Source organism: Paraburkholderia azotifigens, from assembly GCF_007995085.1.
Classification (GTDB): Bacteria; Pseudomonadota; Gammaproteobacteria; order Burkholderiales; family Burkholderiaceae; genus Paraburkholderia; species Paraburkholderia azotifigens.
In genome coordinates, this window is the sequence record NZ_VOQS01000003.1 from 704,273 (window position 1) to 727,797 (window position 23,525).

Here is a 23,525-nt window from a genome sequence, read left to right on the forward strand (position 1 = left end):
AAACGTATCCCTGTCGAGAAGTTCTCGAAAAAAAGTCCAAAAAATGACGACTGGATTTCGAGGCAAAAGGCCGGCGCGAGCGCGTCCGCATTACTCAGTAATCCTTACTGGTAATGACACTTGACGACCCGGTTTGTAGACAGGGAGAAGTGAATGAACCGCCCGCTGTATCTTCAGGCGGCGACGCTGACGTCTAATGTCCCCTTGGCTTCAGGCAGAACATCCAACCCGGCGCTGCGTTGAACCAGCGGGTTATGACGATTCCCCTAACGTGTTGCCACTACTGCCAACCATCCTCGCGGATCCCGCAAACGTTTGATCTTCGGCCTGAAAAGGCATCCGGAAAAATGTTCGCGTCTGTCCTATCGATCGGCGTAAATAATACCCAAGAGACACGGTAAATTACACAGGAAATTAACTACGTCGGACAATTAGCAGGATTCTTCCGACTATAACTTTCCAGGAAGAAAATTCGCCTTTGCGATTTCTGACGAGTCGTTCTTACGCCCGCGCGACGAGCAATTTGACCCTATGAGGTATTTTTGTGATCCTGATTGTTTCGCGCAGTGCGGGTATTGCCGTATTGGAAATCGGCCAACGGAAAAGCGGTAACGCAGCCTTTACCGTATGGGACATAATTACCGAAGACAAAATGCGTATCGAATGACGCAATTTTTGTCATGTTGAGAATATTATTTCGGTATCGACCCTGGAAGTATTGACCGAATCAGGGTGCAAATCGAATGAGGCGGAATAAATGAGGTGGCGCTAAATAGGCGCGCCACCCCGGGTAAACCCGTTCTGATTGCTATTAGCGGAAAAGCGTCGAATTACGCAATGGCGGCTTTTTCCTCGTCGCACGCGTCGTGTGCGAATTCGGGCTGGCCACCATTGCCGCTCGAATCGCCGGAGGCCTCGGCCGTTTCCGGCGTGCCGCGCGTCCATGCACGGTATTCGGTCGGAGACTTGCCGACGCACCGTCGAAACAGCTTCCCCAGGCGGTCGCCGTTGGTCAGTCCCACGCGCCGCGCCACCTTGTCGGCGGGCAGGGAAGTCTCGGCCAGCAACTGGCACGCACGCTCAAGGCGGACTCGCTGCAGATACTCGGACGGCGACGCGCCCATATGCGTCTGAAAGTTGCGGAGCAGCGTGCGCTGACTCATTGCGCACGCTTCGGCGGCATCGGCCACGCTCACCGAGCGATGGCAGTTTTCCTGGAGCCACCGCGCCGCGGAACGGATTCTGTCCGCCGCCGTATTGGCCGCGTCGACGGACGGCGAAAGCCATTCGCTCGAATCGACGAAAGCCGTTCGGCGCAATGCCTCATGCGCGATCGATTCGCCGAAATCCGCGCGGATCACTTCGAATGCCGCTTTGACTGCGCTGCCCAACTGGGCTCGCCTGCGGCGCGCCTGCTCGTATCCGCTTGCGACGCCCGCACCGCCTTCCGCTCCCATCGCGGCACCCAGGTTCGATGTATCGACTCCCGCCGCGAGGAACCTGACGGGCGTGCCGTGAGCGCGTACGCGCTGCAGCCACGCGGCAAGCGCCGGCGCATCGCATGCCGCTCTCGCATGCGCGCCGCCCGCGATGAACACGCGCGCGAAGCGTGTCTCGCCGCCCTTCGGCAATTCGTCAGTCGAGACGAACAGCGATCGATCGCATTGGACATGTCCGCCGCTTTCCGACAGGAACTTCATCTCGTACTTGCGCGCAGCCGTGTTCGACTCGAGCGAGCATGCGCATTCGAGCGCCTCCGCGATCGCGCCGATCCCTAGCAGATCGCATGCGTCGCTGAGAACGAAAGCGATTCGCTGTGTAGCCGAAGTCGCGCTGAAATGCTTGTGTGGTATCCATTGCAAGTTATTTTCGACGAACATGGTCGCTCCCGCGTGTTTTGTAATGACATGCCTGCGCATGCAATGACTACTAAGACGATCGTTTAAGTCTTTTGCTTAAAGGCCAACAGGACCAGCAGAAAAACCAACTCTTGCGAATGTGCTGCTAACGAACTCCAAGGGCCTGCGTGACAGCCCGCACCACGTCGGACGGATCGGCCGACCGGGGGAACCATGTGTCCCATTGCGCCCAGTCCATGCGCGCGTCGTCGGTCGAGAAAGCGATCATCACAGGCCGGTGCCGGGCATCGACCGCTTCAAGCAGTTCTCCCGCAACGGCCACGCCGCGCGGGCTCGAACTCACGATCACACGCGGATTGAGCCGCCGCGCTTCGTTGCGCGCTTCTTCCGTCGTGAGCGCGGGCATCACGTACATGCCCAGCGAGGTCAGCCGCGACACCAGTTGCGACAGACGTCCGGCATCGGGATCGAGCACCAGCACATCGACGCGCGCCTCAGCCTGCACCGCATGACGATGCAGGCGCGGCCGCACGCGCGAGCGCACCCAGCGCCTGAGCGGCCACACGGTCCGGTTGAGTTCGTGCCGCAGAACCACGCTTCTCCACACGTGCGTCGCGCTGAACCCAGGCCGGCGTGCCTGACGCTCGAGCAGCCTCTTGCAGCCGGGCAAATGGAGCAGCGAACATCCTTTGAACCAGCGAAGATCGCGGTGCGTATTGCCCGACCAGTGACGTCCGACCATACGATGTGCGCCGAGATCAATGATCGGATAGCCATCGTCGGCAAGCAGATTGAGCGCGGCGGAAATGAATGCTTCGTCGCCGTTGTGATTCAGCTCGCGGATCACGTGCGTATAGCGCTCGAAGCAGGCGTGTGCGCGAGGCACCAGAGCCTCGATGAATTCCGCCGATGCAACGAGAACCTCGCCGCCAAACCATCGGGGGTTCCTCAAGCGCTTACCCGCCACGGTTTCGAGATCCGCGATCACACGCGCATCGCCATAGGCGGAGAATTCCTGATCGGAGATGTCGAAGGCGCCGACGCCTGTCGTCCGACAGCGCGCCAGCAGTTCACCATTTACGCAGTGAAGCGCGAGCATGTCGGTATCGAGCACCATCAGCAGTTCGCCATCACGCAGCGTCGCGCCTAACTGCTCCATCATGTCCAGCTTGAAATGCGCGCTGTAGAAACGCGTGATCTTCGGCAACGCGAGTACTGAGGGTGCAAGCTGTACGACATGCGGACGCGCATCGGCGTCGACCTTCTCGAGATACTGCACGACCTGCCCTGCAACATTCGTTGCCACCGTCAGAGCAGGAAGCCCCACCGCCTTCAGACTCCGGTTCAACGTGATGGCTTGTTCGAGGTAGCAGAACGGATCAGCGCTCGTGCAGTTCGGGCTGCCTGCACTATCCGTTTCGACATAGACGAGCGCGCACGGTACCACGCCGACGCCGCAATCAGGCAGGCCGGAAGATGAAGCTGACATCTGTCTGATTGTTGGTGCGAAGTCTTTGCGCAGGAGCGCTGCGTCGAACATCGTCGCCTCCGGGTTGACAGGTAAGGTGAGGTGCGTCGTCCTCGACCCTTTGCTCAAGGTGCTTGTGACTCAATTTCGCAAAAGGCATTCAATGCGTGGCGCATGGGAATAGCAGCATCCATGCCACACGAATAAATGGCATGGAGTCGGAGGCTATGGAAATGACGCTACGGGGTTTTGAAATTTTGTCGTGTAGCGTGTGCAAATTCGCGGAGCGGAATTTGCTCGATCGGCAAGTTTTTCATTCTATGCGAATGCAATGCACTCGCCTGAAACTCTTGCCTGGTTCTTGCCTAGTTGTCAGCGTGGCTCGCAACGAAACTCACGAATGCGTTGTACGGAAGGTTCAGCGTCACGCCGTCGATCATCAGGCCGTATGTCGCATCGCCGCTGTCGAGCACGTAATACATGACTGACTGGATGTTCCTGGTCTTTCTCGCCTGATAGTAAGTCGCGTATCGCGCGCTGATGTAATTCGCGCGATACGACTCGCTCTTCTCCGGCCCGGTGTTCCATTCGGTGAGCAGAAACGGCACGCCATAACGCGCCTTGCAGTAAGTGGGCAGATCGAAGCCCGGACCCGCGCCGTCCGTGCCGATATCGAAGATGTCGCCATAGACTTCGTAGTTGTGCCACGTCGTCAGATCCCAGCGCACCGTCGGATAGCCGCTCGTGCCGTCCGGCTGCTTGCCGTCCCACAACGCGTCGGCGGCGCCGATATCGGCGACGCAGAAGTTGATGCCGCATTTCGCACCCGGCTGCGCCGACTTCACGCCGTCGATCATGCCGCGCATCACGCCGCGCATGACGGGCCAGTTCGCATTGTTGAAGTCTGCTGCCTTCGTCCCAGCGTTGGTCGAGTCGAGAATGATGGCGCTGTCGCGCGTCAGTTCGTTACCGCACTCATACATCACGACGCCGTACTGCGACAGCGCGGCCGCCACGGTCGCACCACATGCCTTGCCCCGCGTGTACGCCGCCGATTCGCTTGCGAACACGACGCCGTTCGCGTCGCGCACGCCGATATTGACGAGCACGAACAGCGTCAGCCCTGCCGCCTGAAATGCCTGCGCAAGCCGCGTAACGGCGCCGAGTTGCACAGGGTCATCAGTGCAGCCGACGCGATACGTCGAGCAGCCCATGTTCTGCATGATCTGCACGACTTGCGCGGCCGTGTAGCGGTAATCGTAGTGCCCGTTGATGCCATGGAACGTGCCGGCCATTGCCGCGACCGCGATACGCGGATCATTGCATGGCAGCCACTTGTCGAGATCGGTGCACACGTAGAACTGCCCGCCCGTCGAGCGATACCAGACCTTTCCGCCGTACCACAGCAGCAACGCGACATTCGACGTCACGCCGACGTAGGCGTTGTTGCGAAGAACCATGCCGTTGGACACGGTCCATAGCGCGCCCATCTTGTCGATGATGTATGACGCCGACGGAACGGTCGTACCGTCCGCCGACGTGCCGCCCAGACGCGGATCGTTGCACGCGAGCCAGGTCGTGCCGTTCCATCCATAGAACTGTCCGCCCGTTCCCTGGTGATAGACCCCGTTGCCGTACCACAGCAGCAGCGACACGTTGTACGTGTTGCCCGCGGCTACGCCGTTGCGATACACCGAGCCGTTGACGAGCGTCCAGAGCGCGCCCTGATTGTCGGTGATCGAAGCGGCGGGCGGCACTTCCGTGCCGCTGGGCGAGCCAACGGCGCCGCTGTTCGAACCCGTGTTGTTCGAACCCGCGCTGGGATCGGTCGAGGAGCCTGACGTCGTGCCGTTTTGCGTCGTAGACGTGGTGGTGACCGTCGCGCCCGACGCCGCGCCGCTGCCTGTTGCGCTGGCGCTGCTCGCATTGCCCGTGCCGCCGTCCGCACCCCCGCCGCCTCCGCCTCCGCCGCACGCGGTCAGCACATAGCTGCCGCTCACTGCAGTGACCAGACCAAGAAACTGACGACGTTTAACCATGACAAATCAATCCACTGCGCGGAAATGCGCCCGACGAAAAAAGCTGCGACAGGCACTGGCAGCAATCGCGACAGCGACGGACATTGCGCCCCTCGCATTCGATTCGCGATCCTTATCAATCGATGCTGTGTGCCGCTAACTGCCCGATCGGCAAGAGTCCCGTTTCGCAAGCGTCGCTATCGGGCTTCAGAGGATGACGGTAATAATTCCCGCCGTTCATCCGAGTCGTGCAGTTAGTGTCTGGATGTCGGCACGGCGGAACCATGGCCGCAGGGCGTCGTTGAAATAACACGATTCTTTCGCTATTTCGCAAAACGCGGGAACGATTCACTTTGGCCCAAGGGAATGGGCTTTTGTGATTTTCCTGTTAATTCCCTTTTAAACTGCGTATGGATCGCTATTCGGCTCTATTCATCACGCTTTAATTTTCTGGCAATTCGACAATCGGCATTTCTTTCCATTTCCGTCGACATCGCCTGGAATGGAACCCGAGGCAGTCGGCCGCACGTCCTCTTTCTGGCTTACCCCTCCCCGTCCTGGTGCCTTCATTGCCCGCACCAGCGCCTGTCTGTATTGTGAAACCGACGACACGCGCACGAGGATCATCCATGACAACCGCGTCAAACACACCGCCCGCCTCACCGGTCAGCACTGACGTGCTGATCATCGGCGCGGGCCCCGTGGGCCTGTTCGCCGCGTTCGAGGCGGGCGTGATCGGGCTTTCGAGTCTGATCGTCGACAACATCGAGCGCGTGGGCGGACAGTGCATCGAGCTGTATCCGGACAAGCCGATCTACGACATTCCGGCCATCCCTTCGTGCACCGCGCGCGAACTCGTCGACCGGCTGCTCGAACAATGCCGGCCCTTCGCACCGCCGCTGCATCTCGGCCATCGCGTCGAAACCGTCGAGCGGCTTGACAGCGGACGCTGGCTCGCGCGCACGGACAAAGGGCTGACTTTCGACGCAGCGGCCATTCTGATCGCGGCGGGCAATGGGTCATTCGTTCCGCAACGCCTGCAGCTCGACGAGGCGGCGGCGCTCGAAGACCATCACGTGCACTACAGCGTCCGCAATCTCGACGACTTCGCCGGGAAGAAGGTGGTGGTGGCGGGCGGCGGCGACTCCGCGCTCGACTGGTCATTGGCGCTGCGCACCGTCGCCGGGCGCGTCACGCTCGTGCATCGGCGCAACGGCTTCAGCGCGACGGATTCTAGCGTTGCCAACATGCGCCGCGCCGTCGAAGCGGGCGAAATGGACTTCGCAGTCGGCACGATTGCAAGCCTGAACGCGCCGGGCGGACAGCTCGAATCGATCGACATCCGCCAGGCCGAAGGAACGGCTCAACTGGCCACCGATCATCTGCTCGTGTTATTCGGTCTCGTCGCCGACCTCGGTCCGATTGCTCAATGGGGAATCGAGGTACAGGGCGGGCGCATCACGGTCGACACATCGAACTACGAAAGCTCGCGCCCCGGCATCTTCGCGGCGGGCGATATCGCGGGCTATCCGAACAAACAGAAGCTGATTCTGTCGGGATTTCACGAGGCATCGCTCGCGCTTCGCAAAGCGTATAGCTATGCGTTTCCGGACAAGAAGCGCGTGCATATCCACTCGAGCTACGATGCGAAGCTCGCGGAGCGCGTCGCGGCCTCTCACGCATGATGGGAGGCGCTCCACGTTGCGCTTCGTGTATAAAGGAGGAAGCCAGAATCCACGGAGCCCCACGTGTCCGAAACGCCGCCGTCAAGCACGAACCCAGCTGCCGAAGACTTCCCTGCTTCCACGTGGCGCCGTTATACACCGTGGGCGATCGGCGCCGCAGTCGTGGTGGTGCTCATCGTTCTGTTCGTCGCATTCGGATCGTCGCGCAAAAGCCCGGATGAACGCGCGCTGAGCGAACTGGGATTCATCAAGGGCACCTGCAGCGACAGCGATACCGGAGCCACAAAACCCGATTCGACCTGCCTCGCGCTGCGGGCACAGCCGACACTGACGGCCTCTCAGGTCGCGGCCGCCGTGCCGCATTTGAAGAACTCCGACCGCAATATCGAGCTGAATCTTGCCAACACGCAGATCGACAATCTCGATGCGCTGAAGGATCTGGACACGCTGGAGTCGCTCGATCTGACGGGAACAACCGTCTGGAACATCGACGCGCTCAAGGACATGCATTCGCTCAAGCGGCTCGTGCTTCATCGCACGGAAGTCGAGAACATCGCCGCGCTAAAAGGACTGACCGGCCTACAATCCCTCACGCTTTGGGACACGCGGGTTTCGAATCTCGACGCACTGAAGAATCTGACCGGACTGCGCCAACTCGACCTGCGCGATACGCAGGTTCGCGACCTCGATCCGCTCGAAGATCTGCCTCACCTCGAGACGCTGAAACTCGGCGGCGCGAGAAACGTGCGGGACATCGACGCGCTCGGCCAACTCACGTCGCTGAAAACGCTCGACCTGAACGAGACCCAGGTGGACAGCATCAAGGCGCTAAAGAAGCTGCGCGACATGCAGGCGCTCTATCTCGCCAATACCCCGCTGCACGACATCGACGCGATAAAGAACATGTCCTCGCTGAAGACGCTGGTGCTCGACGGCTCGAGGGTGGACGATATCGACGGCGCGCGCGGACTGTCGCAGATGGATACGCTCGTACTCGCGCGCACGCAGGTCACGAACATCGACGCACTGAAGGGACTGACAAACCTGCAAAGACTGAATGTCGCCGACACGCGCGTCGACAATATCGATGCGCTAAAAGACTTGAGAAACCTTCGCATGCTCAATCTTTTCCGCACGAGAGTTCGCAATATCGATGCGCTAAAAGGCTTGACGAATCTGCAAGAGCTTTATCTGGCGAACACACCCGTCGAAGACGTCGACGTGCTCAAGGGTCTCACGGGGTTGCGCGAGCTCGTTCTCTACGGCACCAAGGCCAGGAACGTCGACGATCTCAAGGCAGCACTGCCGAAAACGCGGATCGTCTGGTAAGCATTCGACATTTTTGCAACAGGTGCGCAAGGTCACACAGCAGCGGCCAGGATTTTGATAGTCTGTATCTGCCGACACGCGATGCATGGCGACGGCAAAGAAATTCGACCAGGTGTCTGAGTACCGGAGGGTACGCTCATGCTTAACTGGCTTGCAAACCTCATCTCCCATCACGCCCCCACCCCCGAAAAACAGGCCGAACGGGCCTTGAGCGAACTTCGAATGGGCCTCTTCCAGGCAGAGCAGCGCGTCCTGGACGCACTGTTGCAGGCCGATTATTACCGGTCGCGCATCGCGTTTTGCGAACAGGTGGCAAAAGCGGGCATCGAGCAAGTATCCGATCGCCGCAAGAGCCCGCCGCAAGAAGTCGCCATCGACACGCTGCGGCCAAGTCTCAAACTGACAGCAGCGCAATAACGCATGGCGAAAGCGGTGGCGCCCGTCGCGCGCCGCCGTCGATCGACATGATGTGTCATGCGCCCGAATACGGCTTGCCGTCCTTATGCAGGAACCGGCCGTCGCTGCTCGGGCTCATCATGTCGATGTCCGCGCAAGTGATCACCTCCGCGCCCGAACGCGAGCCGGCTTCGAGATAGACGGCCATCGCGTTCGACCGGTTGATCATGTGGTGGCCATCGCTGGAGTTCTTCGGAAAGGCCGCGCAATCGCCCGCGCGCAGCACTGTCTCGCCATCGTCTTCGATCAGCGTCAGTTCGCCTTCCAGCACGTAGACGAATTCGTCTTCGGCTGAATGCCAATGACGCTGGCTCGACCAGTTGCCTGGCGGCAGGCGCATGAGGTTCACGCCGAAATCGGCGAGCCCGCCGGCATTGCCCAGCCGCTGCCGTATGCGCCCGGCGCACGGTGCGTCGTACGGCGGCGGGTAACCCACGCCTTGAAGTTCGGGGACGCGGCGATATCGATTCTGGGCATCTGCGGCTCCGTGGAGGCTGGCAACCAGGTCATCAAACAGGTCATTCTAGTTCGCACCTTGGCCATGCGCCGCGCATGCCCTTTTCTGCCAAGCGGTCGCAACTCGTCGTACGATGCATACCGCTCCAGCATCCGCTCACCTCCGACCTCATGAAAGATTCATCATCTTCCGGCTCGCTCGGGCCGCTGCCGTATGTCGTCGCCGCGACCTTCTTCATGGAGTACCTCGACACGACGATCATCGCGACGGCCTTGCCGCAGATGGCGCACTCGTTCGGCACGAGCCCCAATGCGCTCAGCCTCGGCATGAGCGCGTATATGATCGCGCTCGCGATCTTCATCCCCGCGAGCGGCTGGGTCGCCGACCGCTTCGGCTCCCGCAGCGTGTTCTTCTCGGCGATCGTCACGTTCACGCTCGCTTCGCTGTTGTGCGGCATGTCGCAGAACGTGGTCGAATTTACCGCTGCGCGCGTACTGCAAGGCATTGGCGGCGCGCTGATGGTGCCCGTGGGACGGCTCACCGTCGTGCGCAGCATCGACAAGAAGCAGTTGATGCAGGCCATTTCGACGATCACCTGGCCCGGCATCGTCGCGCCCGTGATTGGGCCGCCCGTAGGCGGCTTCATCACCACCTATGCATCGTGGCGCTGGATCTTTCTGCTCAACCTGCCCGTGTGTCTCGTCGTGCTGCTCGCCGTGCTCAAGTGGGTGCCGAATCTGCGCAGCGCGGAGCGCCGCCCCTTCGATGCGCCCGGCCTCGTGCTCAGCGCAATGACGTTGACGGCAATCCTGTACGGCGCCGATATGGCCAGCCAGCCGGATACGAATCCGTTCGTCGGACTGGGTATCGTCGCCATCGGTCTCGCCATCGGCTGCGTGGCGTTTTATCAGGCGCGCCGCCAGCGGCATCCGCTGATCGACGTGAGCACGCTGAAAATCCCGACGTTCTCCGTCACCGTCGTCACGGGAACCATCACGCGCATCGGCATCGGCGCGGTGCCATATCTGATGCCGCTGCTGTTCCAGATCGGCTTCGGGCTGTCGGCGTTCAAGTCGGGCTTGCTGCTGCTCGTCAGTGCAACCGGCAATCTCGGCATGAAGGCGCTCACGACGCGCATCCTGAAGCGCTACGGCTTCCGCCGCGTCGCCATCGCGGCCAGTGCGACGTGCGGCCTTTTCACCATCGTGTGCGGTATGCTCACGCCCGATTCGCCGCTCGCGTGGACACTTCTGGTCGTGTTCATCTACGGGCTCGGGCGTTCGCTGCAGTTCTCCACGCTGGCGACGCTCGCCTACGCCGATGTTCCGCCCGAGCAGACGAGCGCAGCCAACACGCTGTGGAATGCGGCGGCGCAGATGAGCATCGGCCTGGGCATCGCGTTCGGCGCAGTGGCGTTGCGCGCCGCATCGGCTGTCAATGGCAGCGGCGCCGATCACACCCAGGCGTTCACGCTCGGCGACTTCCGCTTCGCGTTCCTGTGCTCGGGCCTGGTGACGATCGCGTCGGTGTACGGCTACGTGAAACTCGCCCGCGATGCCGGAAACCGGCTGCGCGCCGTGACGAACTGAACGCGCGCGTGAGTCGCTCATTCAGGCCGAATTAGAGGCGCGATTCGGTTTCTGCACACATTGCGCATAAAGCAGCGCGCAATGCTCAAGCTTCGATCGCTTACGCCGATATCCGGTGCATGAATGAAAATGAACTTGACAAGCGCTTTCCCGAAGACCCGATGTGGAATGTCGCACAGGCGGTCGAAGGCTGCGTGCGCGCCATTCGCAAGGCGCGCGGAAAGCTGAATCCGGAAGATTGCACGCCCGGCACGATCGAATACGAAGCGGTCACGATGGACTTCATCGACGACTGCATCCGTTCGCTGGGCGGCGACCCCGATGCCGAAGACGACGAAGACGAATCCGGCATCGGCGCAGCAGGCTGATCTCTTTGGCTTCTGTCGCCGTGCGCGGAGAAAACGCCCGTGCTCGCCCGAAAAGGCACGCTGTTGCCGTTCGTGTAGGCTAGCGTCTGATCCGCGATGCATCGAATCCAACGATGCATGCACTGTTGGCAAACCAGGGGATGACGTGAAGAAACGGCTGCTGTCGACGCCCGAGTTCGTCTGGCTCTTCTGCTTTCTCGTGCTGGCGGCGCTGGCGCCGACGGTATTCGCGAAGGTTCTGCTGCTCGCCATCTGCGCGCTGCTCGGCTGGCTGTATGTCCGTTGAAGCACGCCGCAGCCAGCCACCGCGCATACTCAAGTGGGCAATTGCCCGCCCGTCTGTTCCCGGATGATGTACTCGGCGTACCAGTCGGGCCAGTTGTCGTCGTGCTGGCCGGTGCGCTTCTCGTGTTCGCCATGCGCGGCGGCGGCGCGGCGTAGCGCACTCGCGAGTTCGACGGGCGACACGAAGGTCGTGGCATCGGCATCCACTCTGCCCGGCAGCCGCGCCGTCACTTCCTGGAACACCCAGCCGTTGCCGTCGGGATCGCTGAACGAAGCGAAAGATCCATAGCTCTTGCGCTCGGGATGCGCGCCGCTCACACGGCCCACTTCTCCGGCATGGTGGAATACGCCGCCCACGTCGTGAAAGATTTCGCTCACCTCCACGCCGCGACCGATGAGTTGCGCACGCGCCGCCTCGACGTCGGACACGATGAGATGAAGTCCCTGCACCGAGCCCGGCTCTTCCGTCGTCACGCCCTTGCCGAACAGGATCGAACAGTGCGATCCCGTGGGCGTGAAGTGCACGACGCGGAAGTCATCGCCTCGCACGATATCGACGTCGAGGCGCCAGCCGAGTCCCGCGTAGAACTGCATCGCGCGATCGACGTCCGACACGGGAATGACGACAACCTCCAGCTTCATATCGACTGTTTCATTGCTCATGTGAAGCTCCTTGCGATTTGTGGAATCCGAAGATGGCAAATGCAAACAGACAACCGGCAGAAACACACCACAGAGACTGCCAGTTTCCATCAAGGAGACTTGCCGCGCATGCAAGGGGACGAAGACGAAGGAGTCGGATGCAATCGAAGCGCGACTGGCAGTCGCGCGTGGCAGCCAATGCGCCAAGGCGCGTTTAGAAAGAGAAGTTCCCGGCTTTACTCGGCCGACGTTGCTGCACCTACCTGAATGTCGACGAACGGCGTGGCTGTGATCGCCGTGGCGACATGATCCGATGCGGGCAGAAGGCCTGCGAATGCGGCAACTCCCGTCGCGCACAGCACGACGATCGACAGCACCGCGACGGCGACCAGCGAATGACGAGGCGTGATGAATCTGAATACGGTCGGCAGGGTGAACATGGCGTTCTCCGGTATTGGCGCTGCGGCTATTGCCGACTACCTCCGCAATAACCGCGCCAATCTGGAGTGCATCGGCTCCTCTTCCTTGCGCACGCGGGCTTCGCGTGGCATTTCGGCCGCCATACGCAGACGGCGCGATGTTGGTTGAGCCCCGACACCGCGCCACCCCCTTCATGCCCACACCCAACACCTACGCTTTCGTCAGACCGCGCTAGTGACCGCCTGCGTCGATTTCGCTGAGCTGCATGCCCTTCGTTTCGCGGACCGATCTGAGAATCACGATCGCCGCCAATGCCGCAGCGATCGTGAACGCTGCGATGCCAAGGGCGATCGTCATATCCGCGGCCTTGACCGTCGACAACACGATGTACGGTGCAATGCCGCCGCCTACGACGCCGATGTTGTAGAGAAAGCCGACGCCCGACGCGCGCACGTCGCGAGGCAGGTTCTCGGTGAGAATCGTGCCCCAGATGCCCGACGATCCGACGAGGAAAAAGCCGCTCAGAAACGCAAAGCACTCGGCCAGCAGGAACTGGTTGACGCTATACACGAGCGCGACGACGCATGCCGCGCCGATGCAGAGCATGAGGCTGATGCCTGCGCGCCGCCCCAGCCGTTCCGCGATAAAACCCGACGCGAAGAAGCCGAACACCTGTCCGACGGCCGATGTCATCGTGAGCCACGTGATGGTCAGCGGCTCGAACGACAGCGACTTCAGATACGTGGGAAACAGTCCCTGGAACGGCCATGAACCGAAGCACAGCACGAGCATCAGCAGCGCGAGATAACCAACGCGTCCGGGATAGCGGCGGAACAGCACGACGGCAGGATTGTCGCGCAGCGGCGTGCGAATACTGCGGGTGCCGTCCCTGAACGCCTGCGATTCCGGCACGCACGCCAGGATAAAGACGGCCAGCACCAGCGCGGGAATCACGCCGACGAAGAACATCCCGCGCCAGCCGAAATGCGGATAGACGAGGTCGTAGGCGATTGCCGCGCCAATCGCGCCCAGGCCCCAGCCGGTATCGAGAATGCCAATGCCGATCGCGCGATGCCGCTCGGGCCACGACTCGGCGACCATCGTCGCGCCAAGCGAGAAGCCGGGCGCCATGCCGAAGCCGAGCAACAGACGGAACACGGCCAGCGATGCGAAGCTCCACGACAGTCCCGTCAACACCGCACCCGCCGTGAACCACGCAAGCGTGATCACGAGCGGAATCTTGCGGCCGATGCGATCGCTCAGACTGCCGAACATCAGACCGCCGATCCAGCGCACGCCATACGTCGCGAACAGCAGCAGCGACGCCGTGCTGAGCGGCACGCTGAAATGCTTCGCGATGTCGTTCAGCACGAACGTGATCGCCAGAAAATCGACCGCGTCCATCACCCACACGCCCCATGCGGCGATCAGCACGCGCCACTGCGGCCATGAGATCTCCCTGTACCAGGGCATGCTTCTCGACACGTTCGCGGTTGCATCGGCGGCTTTCATCACACCTCCTCCTGACCGGTTGTCCATACCGGGTCTCCTATGTCTCTTCCGTCTCTTCGATCAGATGCCGCGCCGGGTCGCGCTCGGTTACGCGTACCCGGCGAGCCCGTGCGCTTCAGGCGAGCGCTGAATCTTCGAATGCAAGCACCGTCTGCTTTTGCGTGCCGAGTCCTTGCACGCCCAGTTCCATCACGTCGCCCGGTTTCAGGTAGCGCTCGGGCTTCATGCCGAGGCCGACGCCGGGCGGCGTGCCCGTCGTGATCACGTCGCCGGGTTGCAGCATGACGTGACGGCTGACGTACGACACGATCGTAGCGATACGGAAGATCATGTCCGACGTCGACGAGTCCTGGATGCGCTTGCCATTGAGTTCGAGCCAGAGGCCGAGGTTCTGCACGTCGCCGGTCTCGTCGGGCGTGACGAGCCACGGGCCGAGCGGGCCGAAAGTCGGGAACATCTTGCCCTTCACCCACTGGCCGCCGTGTTCGAGCTGCATCTCGCGCTCGGATACGTCGTTGCAGACGCAATAGCCCGCTACGTAGTCGAGCGCATCCGCTTCCGATACGTACAGTGCGCGCCGCCCGATCACCAGTGCGATTTCCACTTCCCAGTCGCACTTCGTCGATGCGCGCGGCAGGATCACAGGGTCGTTCGGTCCCGACAGGCACGACGGCGCCTTGTTGAAGATGATGGGCTCGGCGGGAATCGGCGCATGGGTTTCGATTGCATGCTGCACGTAGTTGAGGCCGATCGCGATGAAATTGCCCGGCTGCGCGATACACGAACCGAGACGCGGCGTGCCTTCGACGACGGGCAAACGCGTGACGTCCGCGCTGCGCAACCTGTCGAGCCCGCCATCCGCGAAGAACGCGGGCGTGTAGTCCGCGCATAGCGACGACGCGTCGCGTATCGCGGCGTGTGCGTCGAGCAGGCCGGGTTTTTCATGGCCTTCCGGTCCGAATCTGAGTAGCTTCATCGTGTTTCCTGAGGTCGATGGTTGGAAGTGGCGAGACGGCTGATCTCGAGCGTGAAGACGCCCGCGCCTGCCTCAGCTGTGTCGCGTTGCGACGCGTCGATGTTTGCCAGCAGGCGCGCCAGCTGCTTTTGCGCCGCTTCGAGCGTCGATGTTTCGACGAGCAGCACGCGCGACGGCACGACGTAAGCGCGCTCGCGTGCCTCCCGCGTGTCGAGATGGCTCGCCGCGTCATCCGCGACGAACAGATGCGCGGCGAGCACGCCCGTATCCGCTGTGATTGCAGGCGCGTCGCCTTCGAACAGATGCTTCGCGTCGAACCCGGCGGGCAGCGGCAACGTCAGCGCATGACCGCCCGTGCTCGCGCCCGTCGTCTTCTCGACGATGCAGATCGAACGGGCCGTGTTGCGAAACGCGCGCACGGTGCTTTGTGTGAGCGGCGTCGGATTGTTCAGGCGTTCGAGATAGGCGGGACTCGTCAGCACCGCAACGTCGTCGGCTTCGTATAGCGTCAGCCACTCCGTCACGCCGCTTCCGCGATAGCGGCGGCCGCGCAGAAACCCGGGCAGCGCGAGACGCTCGGGAATGTGCTCCTTGTCGTGCCAGCGATAGAACGCATCGCGCTCCGTGTCGAGCACGTCGTTCCAGATCAGCACGGCAGCCTTGCCAAGCAGGGACATCATCGCGCTCCTTTGAAGAAGGCGGAGATCGCGTCGACCTGGCCGCCGTGCATCTTCTGTCCGGTGACGACATGCGCGCCAGCTTCGCGCGCGCGCTTCACGAGCGCAGTCGGCGATGCAGGCGGTCTGAGCACGACATCGCCGACGAGCGTGCCGGGACCGATTGCGCCGATATCGCCAGGCAAGCCGTCGCCGTCTTTCATGCCGACGATCGATGCGTTGATCACGATCTCATGCGTCGCGCCGTCATCGCCGGCCTTCACGTCGCAGCCGGCGAAATGCGCGGCCAATGCATCGCGCAATGTCTGCGCACGGTTCGCATCGGGATCGACCAGTGAAATCGAACGCGCGCCATGCGCCGCAAGTTCTGCAGCGATCGCGGCGCCCGCACCGCCGCAACCGAACAGCAGCGCGCGCTTTCCTTCGATAGCCGCAATCTCTTGCGCCGCGCTCACGAAGCCGACGCCGTCGAACATATCGCCCGTCCAGCCGCCATCCGCTTCGCGGCGCAACGCATTGACCGCGCCGACGATCTTCGCGCGCGTCGACACCGCATCGGCGAACGCCATGGCCGCGGACTTGTGCGGCGACGTGATCAGCAAACCATCGAGATTGCCGAGCGCCATCAGACCGCGCATCGCCGTATCGAACGATTCGCGGCTCGCCTGGGCCGCGAACATCAACGCATTCACGCCGCGCTCCGCGAAAAGCGCGGTGTACACGGCAGGCGAGCGCACCTGCACGACCGGGTCGCCGATGATCGCGTAGAGCCGCGTTGCGCCGTCGATGTTCATCGCTGCTTCTCCGTATTCGTCTGCGCGAGCCATTGCGCGATACGGGCGGAACGGAAGCGCCGTTCGCGCGCGACCACTTCGTCGTGTATGCCGAGCCGCGCGGGAGCGAAGAGACGCGCGTCCATCGCCTTCAGATCGGGCGACACCTGCGGGCGGAATTCCATCTGCGCAAAGATGTCCCTTTCGAGATCGATGCCTGGCGCGACCTCGATCAGTTCGAGCCCTTGCGTGCCGATGCGGAACACCGCACGCTCGGTGACATACAGCGCAGTCTGTCCGCGCTCGCGCGCAAACGCCGCGTTGTAGCAGACCTGTTCGAGCCTGCTCACGAACTTCTTGTGCCGGCCTTCTTCGCGAATGACCGTCTGGCCCGCTTCCCAGCCGATATCCAGACCGCCCGCCGTCAACGTGCCGCTGAAGATCACGCACTTCGCGTTCTGGCTGATGTTGATGAAGCCGCCGACGCCGATGATCTTGTCGCCGAAACGGCTGATGTTCACGTTGCCTTGCGCGTCGACTTCGGCGAACGACAGGAACGCGAGATCGAGTCCGCCGCCATCGTAGAAGTCGAACTGCGAAGGTTGCTCGATCATCGCGGCGAAGTTTTGCGCGCCGCCCGAGTCGCGGCCCGTAATCGGCGCGCCGCCGATCAAGCCCTGTTCGTTGGTCAGCACGACCTTGTCGAGCAGCCCTTCTTCGGCAGCGACGGTCGACAGGCCCGTCGACACGCCCGCGCCGAGATTGCATACGGCGCCCGGATAGAGTTCGAGCGCCGCGCGCCGCACGATCACCTTGCGCGGCCCGAACGGCAGCGGCCTGATTTCCGACAGCGGCACGCGCAACTCGCCCGCGTAGCTCGGATCGTAGTCGGTCGCGTAGGTTTGCCGCTGCTCGGGCACCACCACGACGAAGTCGACGAGGATGCCGGGAATCTTCACCTGCTTCGGCGGCAGCGTATTGCGCGTGGCCATCCGTTTCACCTGCACGACGACGATGCCGCCCGCGCGGCGCGTCGCCTGCGCCATCGCGAGCATCTCGCCTAGCACGGCTTCCTGCTCCATCGTGATGTTGCCGTCTTCGTCGGCCGTGGTGCCGCGCAGGAACGCGACATCGATCGGAACGGGCTTGAAGCGCAGCCACTCTTCGCCATCGAGTTCGATCAGCTCGACGAAATCGGCAGGCGTGCGCGCACTTTGACGCGCCCCCTGCTGACGCGGATCGACGAACGTATGCAAGCCCGTTTTCGTGATCAGGCCGGGACGGCCGCCCGCCATGTCGCGCATCAGTTGCGACAGCACGCCTTGTGGAAACGTGTAGGCCTCGATCTTGTCTTCGGCGGCCAGCGTCACGAGTCCGGGCGAATCGACCAATGCGCTGGTGATCGCGCGCCGCAACAGCCCTTCGTGCGCGAGGTGGCTCGCACCGAGCGCCGCGCGGTCGCCGACGCCGACCACGCTGATCGACGTGAGATTGCGCGGTTCGCCCGCGCTCATGAAGCGCGCCTCCAGCGCGGCAAGCAAGGCTTCGGGCACCGAGTGCCCGCCGCCTGAGCCGCTGATCAGAACAGCGTCTTCGTCGCGTACCAGCGAAGCCGCTTCAGTCGTTGAAATGATGTGCATGTCACGTGTCCCGCTACGTTGAGATGAACCGGCCAGCCCGAAAGCGCTGCGAGCCGGCGTCCGGTCAATTCAATGTAACCGGTTACACTGATGACGCAAAGCGGTTTCTTTAGTCTCCAGGGAAAACCACTAACATTGCTGCAAAACGAGTTGTTATCGAGTACATTGATTGACACCGGACGCATTTGCAACCGGTTTCATTACGAATCAGGAGCATTGAGCATGGCCATCAAAGGCGTGGAGATCGGGCAGGAATTCAGGTTCGCCAAGACGGTCGGCGAAGCCGACGTGACGCTGTTCGCCGGACTGACGGGCGACTTCAGCGATACCCACATCAACGAGCAGTACATGCAGGAGAAGTCGTCGATCGGCACGCGCATCGCGCATGGCGCGCTGCTGGTCGGCTACATGTCGACGGCGTCGACGATCAGCATCGCGCACGTGATCCATCGTACGGATATCGACGAGTTCCCCGTGTCGGCCGGATACGATCGCATCCGCTTCATTCGGCCTGTGCTGCTCGGCGACACTGTCACCGTGATCTACAAGGTCGCTGAAATCGACGAGGAAAAGCGCCGCAGTACAGCGGACATGGAGGTCGTGAACCAGCGCGGCGAAGTCGTGGCCGCGGGCCGCCACATCATGAAGTGGGCGAAGAAACTTTCGTCGAAGTAACGGCGCCGCGCACGGTCTTCACATGCGTTTGTCCACGCGTTTGCCCCAATGAACCGGCCGGTATAATCAAAGTGGAAAACACTACGGCAATCGATATGGCAAAGGCCGCGCGCCCCACCCGAAATGAACAGCCGGCCGCGCCATCCGTTCCGGGCCGGTCCGGCGCCGCGACGCTCCGCGACGTGGCGGAACTCGCGTGCGTGTCGAAGGCAACCGTTTCGCGTTTCATCAATTCGCCGGAAATCGTTTCGCCGAGCGTGCGCGAGCGGATCCAGGTCGCCATCGATCATCTAGGCTGGGTGCCGCATGCCGCTGCGCGCGCGCTCGCCACGCAGCGAACGGGCACCATCGGCGCAGTCGTTCCCACGCTCGCCAACGAGCACTTCGCCACGGCCATTCAGGTCTTGCAGGACGAACTCGAAGAAAAGGGCTATACGCTGCTGCTCGGCTGCTCTGAGTACGATCTGCAGCGCGAATACCGGCAGGTTCGCAAGATGCTCGAACGTGGCGTCGATGCGATTGCCGTGGTCGGCGAAGGGCATCATCCCGATCTCTACGCATTGCTCGAGCAACGCGACGTGCCGTGCGTCAGCACCTTCACGTTCGCATCGAAGCAGCAATCGATCTGCGTGGGGGTCGATAACTATCGCGCGTTCTACGATGCGACGAAGTATCTGCTCGACCTCGGGCACCGGCGTATCGCGATGATCGCCCAGAACGCCGATACCAACGACCGTGCCGCCGCGCGTCGCGAAGGCGTACGGGTTGCGCTCGCCGAGCATGGCATTGCGATCCATCCGGCGCATATGGCGGAAGGCTATTGGGGCGTGCATGAAGGGCGCAAGCTCTTCGGCCAGATCATGGCCGCGCCGATCGAGCCGCCGACGGCCATCGTATGCGGCAACGGGTCGTTCGCGACGGGCGCAATGCTCGAAGCGATGGCGGCCGGCTACGATGTGCCCGGCCGTCTCAGCCTGATCGGTTTCGACGATTTCGAAGTGATGGCCGAATTACCGATCCCGATCACGACCGTGCGCGTGCCGAGCGCGGAGATCGGCAGACGCACGGCGGAGCTGCTGATCGCGCAGCTCAACGGCGAAACGGACCCGCAGAGTATCGAATGCGAGGCCACGCTGATCGTGCGCGAGTCTTGCGCGCGGCCGCACTCCGGCTGAACTGACAGGCGCTTATGACTGCGCCGGCACGATGCCGGGCAGCGCGGCGAGCGCGCGCGTCCAGATTTGCCGCGTACGGGTCCACACCAGTTCGCGCCAGTCTTCGTCGGCGGGCATGAACGACTCGAACAGCGCACGGCTGATCGCACGGCCCCGCGCATCGTGCGGATCGCCGTACAGATGCAGCCAGTGATCGTCGCGCAACGCCGTGTGCATCGGCGCTTCAGGATACGTGCCGCATTCGATCACGAGCTGCAGCAGATGCGTGTCGGGCAGTGCATTCAGCATCGCTTGCGACGTGTAGCCCGTCGCCTGCGCGACCACACCCGTTTCGCTCACGGCGGCATCGGCACCCGTGAGCAGCGTGTAGAGCCAGGGTCCATAAAGGCGCTGCGCATCGGCGAGACCGGGATACGCCGATTGCGTAATCGACATCAGCATCGGATGGCCGAATGCGCCCGCGCCCGTGTGCAGGTCGAACGCAATGGCCACTTGCGCCGGCTTGAGAAAGCGCGTGGCGATCTCGCGCAGCGTGCGGTTAGACCAGGTGGCCTCCCGGCCGCCAAAGAAAAGGCCATCGGCGTGAACGTACTGTCCCGCGCCGACTATCGACTGCACGCCCGACCAGCCCAGCGCCTCGATCTGCTGCGCCAGCAGCGCATCGGCGTGCTGCCGTTGCGGCCCGTCGATATCGCGGCACGTGTAGATTTCGTGCAGTTCTTCGTAGCGCGCATTGTTGGGGAGCGGCGCGTCGAAGTCGACGTAGTTGCGATTCAGATCGACGTTGTCTTCGTTCACGCGCCGGACCCACGCCGTGCCCCACGGATTGATCAGATGGATCATCAGCACGGCGACGTCGTCGGGAAGCTTTTGCGCCGCCAGTTCATGCAGCCAGCGCGTCTGGCACGTCGAACCGTAATAGCCTTCGACGCCATGTGTGCCCGACAGCGTCATCAGCACGCGGCGCGCGTCGGGGTTGCCGAGCCACGCGACGTCTGTCGCGAGCGCCTCGCCTTTCGGCCCTTTCAGCGGATGCGCGTAAGTCGTGAGGCTTGCGCCCGTCGCTTGTGCCGCGTGCAGGAATTGATTGCGTAGCGTGTCGAAACCGGGTTCGACGGGAAAGCCGATCTTCATGAAGTCCTCGGATCAATCAAACATGTCTGCGTCATCGGATAGCGCCAACGTTACGCTCCCTGACGGCTTCGCGCAGCATAGCAAGACCGTTCCTTCCGCGGGCGGTTCGAGCGGCGTTTCCGTGTATGCCACTTCACCGTCGACAAGGCGCGTCACACACGTATTGCAGATACCAATGCGGCAACTGAAAGCCGGCTCGTAGCCATGTTGCTCGGCGAATTCCAGCAGCGATGCGCAGGCAGAATCCCATGCGACAGGCTCGCCTTGCGGACTGAAGCGGACTGTCGTTGTGTCCGTTGCAGCCGCATCGATGCGACGCACGGGCGCGGGCACGTCGATGTCCTGTTCGAGCACCGTCGCGGGACCGAAGAACTCATAGTGGATGCGTTCGCGCGCGACGCCGAGACTGCGCAGCAAGCGCCAGTTCGCCTGCATGAATGCGGGCGGCCCGCATAGATAGACCTCGTAGTCGTCGAGCGGCAACAGGCTCTGCAATGTCTCGCGCGTTAGCAGGCCTTCGCTGTGGAAATGCCCGGCGAGCCGGTCTTCCACCGAGGGCTGCCGATAGCAGAAGTGCGCGAGCACGTTCGGATGCGCGGCCGCTACCGCTTCCACTTCGCGGCGAAACGCATGCACAGCGCCGTTTTCGCACGCGTGAATGAAGTGCACGCGGCGCGCGCCGTCCATCGCGCGCAGCCTATGCAGCATGCTGACGAGCGGCGTCAGCCCGACGCCGCCGCTCATCAGCACGACAGGCCGCGCCGTGTCGCCGCCGCACACGAAAGCGCCCGACGGACCGGCCAGTTCCAGCTCGTCGCCGACCTGGACATGCTCGTGCAGATACGACGATCCTCGTCCCGCAGGTACATCGTCGCGTGCGGGCTCGCGCTTGACGGAGATGCGCCAACGCGTCGCGTCGGCTGGGTCGCCCGACAAACTATAGGTGCGCAACAGCTTCTCTCCCGGCGACAGCGGCAGACGCAGCGTGACGAACTGTCCTGCGAGAAACGGTTGCGGCGCGTCGCCATCGGCGGGCACGAGTTCGAATGAAACGATCGACGCGCTTTCCTGCTTGCGCCCGTTCACGCGATAGCGTCTGAAGGCCGGCGCCGCGCTTCGTTCTGCCCGCTCTGCCACCGCGTTCACGTCAATGCTCCGCGCGCTGCCGGCTGACCACATACACAGGCGCAGTTGCGGCAGACGCGTGCGTTTCGCGCTCGATCATCTGCGCAAGCGCGCGACGGAAACGCAGCGGCCCCGCATCGATCGCAAGATCGATGTTCGGCGTGCGCGCGTTCTTCATGCCTGCGTGAACGGCCGTCAACACGACGCGGTCCTCTTCGAATGCGTGACGCACATCCGCGTCGAACTGACGCGACACCTGCTCGTCATCCGGGGCGAAATTGCGCGTCTGAAACCAGTAGTAGCGCGTATTCGATTCGTCGACGGGGGTCATGAAGTTATACGAGTTCATCAGGAACACATCGGGATGAAGCAGCGCGTCATCGCCGCCCGTTCCCGCAGGCGTGAAAATCGCCTTGATGATCGCGTGCGACGGGAAGCGCACTTCGTAATGCTGCTTGCGGTCGCAGCGCCCTTCGAAGCGAACGAACTGCGCATAGAACGGCGCGACGTCCACGTCACGCATCCAGCGCGAAACAGTGACGCCATTCGCAGCGACTTCCGTCTTCAGCGGCTCGGCTTCGCATGCGGCATTGCCGAACGACGACGGATGCACCCACGCGACATGCGACGGATCGAGCAGATTGTCCGTGACGTACAGGTAGTGACAGGCGACCGTCATCGCATCGCCGCGATTCACGCCCCATGCGGGATCGCCCCACTCGTCGATCTGCACGATCGTCGACGGGTCCGCTTCTTCGGCGTTGCCCATCCAGATCCAGAGCAAGCCATAGCGCTCGGACAGCGGATAGCTGCGCACTTTCGCGCCGGGCGGAATCCGCGGACTGCCGGGCGCGCGCACGCAGGCGCCTTCGCAGTCGAACGTGAGACCGTGATAGCCGCATTCGACGTGATCGCCGATCAGACGTCCCATCGACAGCGGCAGCTTGCGATGCGGACACGCATCTTCGAGCGCAACAGGCGTGCCGTCTTCACGGCGATACAACACGACAGGTTCGCCCAGAATCGTCACGGACGTCAGCGCGTGCGTGACTTCTGCGTCCCATGCTGCGACGTACCATGCATTCCTCAGAAACATTGCACTGCCTCCGTTGTTCCGCTTCGTCTTTCATTTCGTGCGTGAGCGGCAAAGAGGCTGTCACACGCATCCAATTTGCAGCACAGGATAAAAAGCCAAAACACAAAAGAACAGATGTCAAACTCTAGTGGTTCGTTTAGAGTTTCTAAATCGTCGAACCCTTCCC

General features: G+C 62.3%; 21 protein-coding genes and 1 pseudogene. 8 read left to right on the forward strand and 14 right to left on the reverse strand.

Annotated features, from left to right (window positions below):
• Positions 1 to 830: 830 nt before the first annotated feature.
• From FRZ40_RS20390 to FRZ40_RS20400, 3 genes are all read right to left on the reverse strand, one after another.
• The gene (locus FRZ40_RS20390; RefSeq protein WP_147235383.1) at positions 831 to 1,880 is read right to left on the reverse strand and encodes a helix-turn-helix domain-containing protein; all 1,050 of its coding nucleotides are present in this window, start codon (positions 1,878 to 1,880) and stop codon (positions 831 to 833) included.
• A gap of 124 nt (positions 1,881 to 2,004) precedes the next feature.
• Positions 2,005 to 3,348 carry a response regulator receiver protein gene (locus FRZ40_RS20395; RefSeq protein ID WP_240057242.1) on the reverse strand — a complete coding sequence of 448 codons (1,344 nt, stop codon included), beginning with the start codon at positions 3,346 to 3,348 and terminating at the stop codon, positions 2,005 to 2,007.
• Between the two features lie 344 nt (positions 3,349 to 3,692).
• On the reverse strand, positions 3,693 to 5,366 hold the full coding sequence (locus FRZ40_RS20400) for a hypothetical protein (protein ID WP_193567017.1): 1,674 nt from the start codon (positions 5,364 to 5,366) through the stop codon (positions 3,693 to 3,695).
• A 608-nt stretch (positions 5,367 to 5,974) separates the two neighbouring features.
• Here FRZ40_RS20400 and FRZ40_RS20405 point away from each other — a divergent pair.
• From FRZ40_RS20405 to FRZ40_RS20415, 3 genes are all read left to right on the forward strand, one after another.
• Positions 5,975 to 7,030 (forward strand): NAD(P)/FAD-dependent oxidoreductase, encoded by a 1,056-nt coding sequence (locus FRZ40_RS20405; RefSeq protein ID WP_147235385.1) that lies wholly within the window; start codon positions 5,975 to 5,977, stop codon positions 7,028 to 7,030.
• A 63-nt stretch (positions 7,031 to 7,093) separates the two neighbouring features.
• Positions 7,094 to 8,359 carry a leucine-rich repeat domain-containing protein gene (locus FRZ40_RS20410; protein WP_147235386.1) on the forward strand — a complete coding sequence of 422 codons (1,266 nt, stop codon included), beginning with the start codon at positions 7,094 to 7,096 and terminating at the stop codon, positions 8,357 to 8,359.
• 138 nt (positions 8,360 to 8,497) lie between these two features.
• Complete coding sequence (locus tag FRZ40_RS20415; protein WP_147235387.1) at positions 8,498 to 8,776, forward strand: hypothetical protein; 279 nt, start codon at positions 8,498 to 8,500, stop codon at positions 8,774 to 8,776.
• Between the two features lie 55 nt (positions 8,777 to 8,831).
• Here FRZ40_RS20415 and FRZ40_RS20420 read toward each other — a convergent pair.
• Positions 8,832 to 9,292: pseudogene (locus FRZ40_RS20420) on the reverse strand (cupin domain-containing protein).
• 150 nt (positions 9,293 to 9,442) lie between these two features.
• Here FRZ40_RS20420 and FRZ40_RS20425 point away from each other — a divergent pair.
• The 3 genes from FRZ40_RS20425 to FRZ40_RS44095 all read left to right on the forward strand — a co-directional run bounded on the left by FRZ40_RS20425 (position 9,443) and on the right by FRZ40_RS44095 (position 11,515).
• Positions 9,443 to 10,861, forward strand: a complete 1,419-nt coding sequence (locus FRZ40_RS20425; RefSeq protein ID WP_147235388.1) for a DHA2 family efflux MFS transporter permease subunit — start codon at positions 9,443 to 9,445, stop codon at positions 10,859 to 10,861.
• A gap of 119 nt (positions 10,862 to 10,980) precedes the next feature.
• On the forward strand, positions 10,981 to 11,229 hold the full coding sequence (locus FRZ40_RS20430) for a nucleoside-diphosphate kinase (protein WP_147235389.1): 249 nt from the start codon (positions 10,981 to 10,983) through the stop codon (positions 11,227 to 11,229).
• Positions 11,230 to 11,374: 145 nt separating this feature from the next.
• Positions 11,375 to 11,515 (forward strand): hypothetical protein, encoded by a 141-nt coding sequence (locus tag FRZ40_RS44095; RefSeq protein ID WP_158647027.1) that lies wholly within the window; start codon positions 11,375 to 11,377, stop codon positions 11,513 to 11,515.
• Between the two features lie 29 nt (positions 11,516 to 11,544).
• On the opposite strand, the gene FRZ40_RS20435 is transcribed toward FRZ40_RS44095, so the two are convergent.
• The 7 genes from FRZ40_RS20435 to FRZ40_RS20465 form a co-directional block, all read right to left on the reverse strand.
• The gene (locus tag FRZ40_RS20435; RefSeq protein WP_147235390.1) at positions 11,545 to 12,177 is read right to left on the reverse strand and encodes a VOC family protein; all 633 of its coding nucleotides are present in this window, start codon (positions 12,175 to 12,177) and stop codon (positions 11,545 to 11,547) included.
• Positions 12,178 to 12,392: 215 nt separating this feature from the next.
• The gene (locus tag FRZ40_RS20440) at positions 12,393 to 12,596 is read right to left on the reverse strand and encodes a hypothetical protein (protein ID WP_147235391.1); all 204 of its coding nucleotides are present in this window, start codon (positions 12,594 to 12,596) and stop codon (positions 12,393 to 12,395) included.
• 211 nt (positions 12,597 to 12,807) lie between these two features.
• Positions 12,808 to 14,088: an MFS transporter gene (locus tag FRZ40_RS20445; RefSeq protein WP_028366063.1), complete on the reverse strand. Its 1,281-nt coding sequence runs from the start codon at positions 14,086 to 14,088 to the stop codon at positions 12,808 to 12,810.
• 115 nt (positions 14,089 to 14,203) lie between these two features.
• The gene (locus FRZ40_RS20450) at positions 14,204 to 15,064 is read right to left on the reverse strand and encodes a fumarylacetoacetate hydrolase family protein (RefSeq protein WP_147235392.1); all 861 of its coding nucleotides are present in this window, start codon (positions 15,062 to 15,064) and stop codon (positions 14,204 to 14,206) included.
• Positions 15,061 to 15,744 (reverse strand): hypothetical protein, encoded by a 684-nt coding sequence (locus FRZ40_RS20455; protein WP_240057243.1) that lies wholly within the window; start codon positions 15,742 to 15,744, stop codon positions 15,061 to 15,063. Before FRZ40_RS20455 ends, FRZ40_RS20450 begins: the two co-directional genes overlap by 4 nt.
• Positions 15,741 to 16,535: a shikimate dehydrogenase family protein gene (locus FRZ40_RS20460; protein WP_147235393.1), complete on the reverse strand. Its 795-nt coding sequence runs from the start codon at positions 16,533 to 16,535 to the stop codon at positions 15,741 to 15,743. The genes FRZ40_RS20455 and FRZ40_RS20460 overlap by 4 nt, the downstream gene beginning before the upstream one ends.
• Entirely contained in the window at positions 16,532 to 18,154 is a 1,623-nt protein-coding gene (locus FRZ40_RS20465) for an acyl CoA:acetate/3-ketoacid CoA transferase (protein ID WP_147235394.1), read from the reverse strand. The genes FRZ40_RS20460 and FRZ40_RS20465 overlap by 4 nt, the downstream gene beginning before the upstream one ends.
• A 222-nt stretch (positions 18,155 to 18,376) precedes the next feature.
• On the opposite strand from FRZ40_RS20465, the gene FRZ40_RS20470 reads away from it, so the two are divergent.
• Both FRZ40_RS20470 and FRZ40_RS20475 read left to right on the forward strand, forming a co-directional pair.
• Positions 18,377 to 18,829 (forward strand): MaoC family dehydratase, encoded by a 453-nt coding sequence (locus FRZ40_RS20470; RefSeq protein ID WP_028366068.1) that lies wholly within the window; start codon positions 18,377 to 18,379, stop codon positions 18,827 to 18,829.
• 71 nt (positions 18,830 to 18,900) lie between these two features.
• The gene (locus FRZ40_RS20475; RefSeq protein ID WP_231516066.1) at positions 18,901 to 20,004 is read left to right on the forward strand and encodes a LacI family DNA-binding transcriptional regulator; all 1,104 of its coding nucleotides are present in this window, start codon (positions 18,901 to 18,903) and stop codon (positions 20,002 to 20,004) included.
• 12 nt (positions 20,005 to 20,016) lie between these two features.
• Here FRZ40_RS20475 and FRZ40_RS20480 read toward each other — a convergent pair whose 3' ends face one another.
• The 3 genes from FRZ40_RS20480 to FRZ40_RS20490 are packed head-to-tail and all read right to left on the reverse strand — an operon-like array spanning position 20,017 to position 23,359.
• The gene (locus FRZ40_RS20480; RefSeq protein ID WP_147235395.1) at positions 20,017 to 21,138 is read right to left on the reverse strand and encodes a DUF2817 domain-containing protein; all 1,122 of its coding nucleotides are present in this window, start codon (positions 21,136 to 21,138) and stop codon (positions 20,017 to 20,019) included.
• 12 nt (positions 21,139 to 21,150) lie between these two features.
• On the reverse strand, positions 21,151 to 22,284 hold the full coding sequence (locus FRZ40_RS20485; RefSeq protein ID WP_240057244.1) for a 2Fe-2S iron-sulfur cluster-binding protein: 1,134 nt from the start codon (positions 22,282 to 22,284) through the stop codon (positions 21,151 to 21,153).
• Between the two features lies 1 nt (position 22,285).
• Entirely contained in the window at positions 22,286 to 23,359 is a 1,074-nt protein-coding gene (locus FRZ40_RS20490; RefSeq protein WP_147235397.1) for an aromatic ring-hydroxylating dioxygenase subunit alpha, read from the reverse strand.
• Between the last annotated feature and the right edge of the window lie 166 nt (positions 23,360 to 23,525).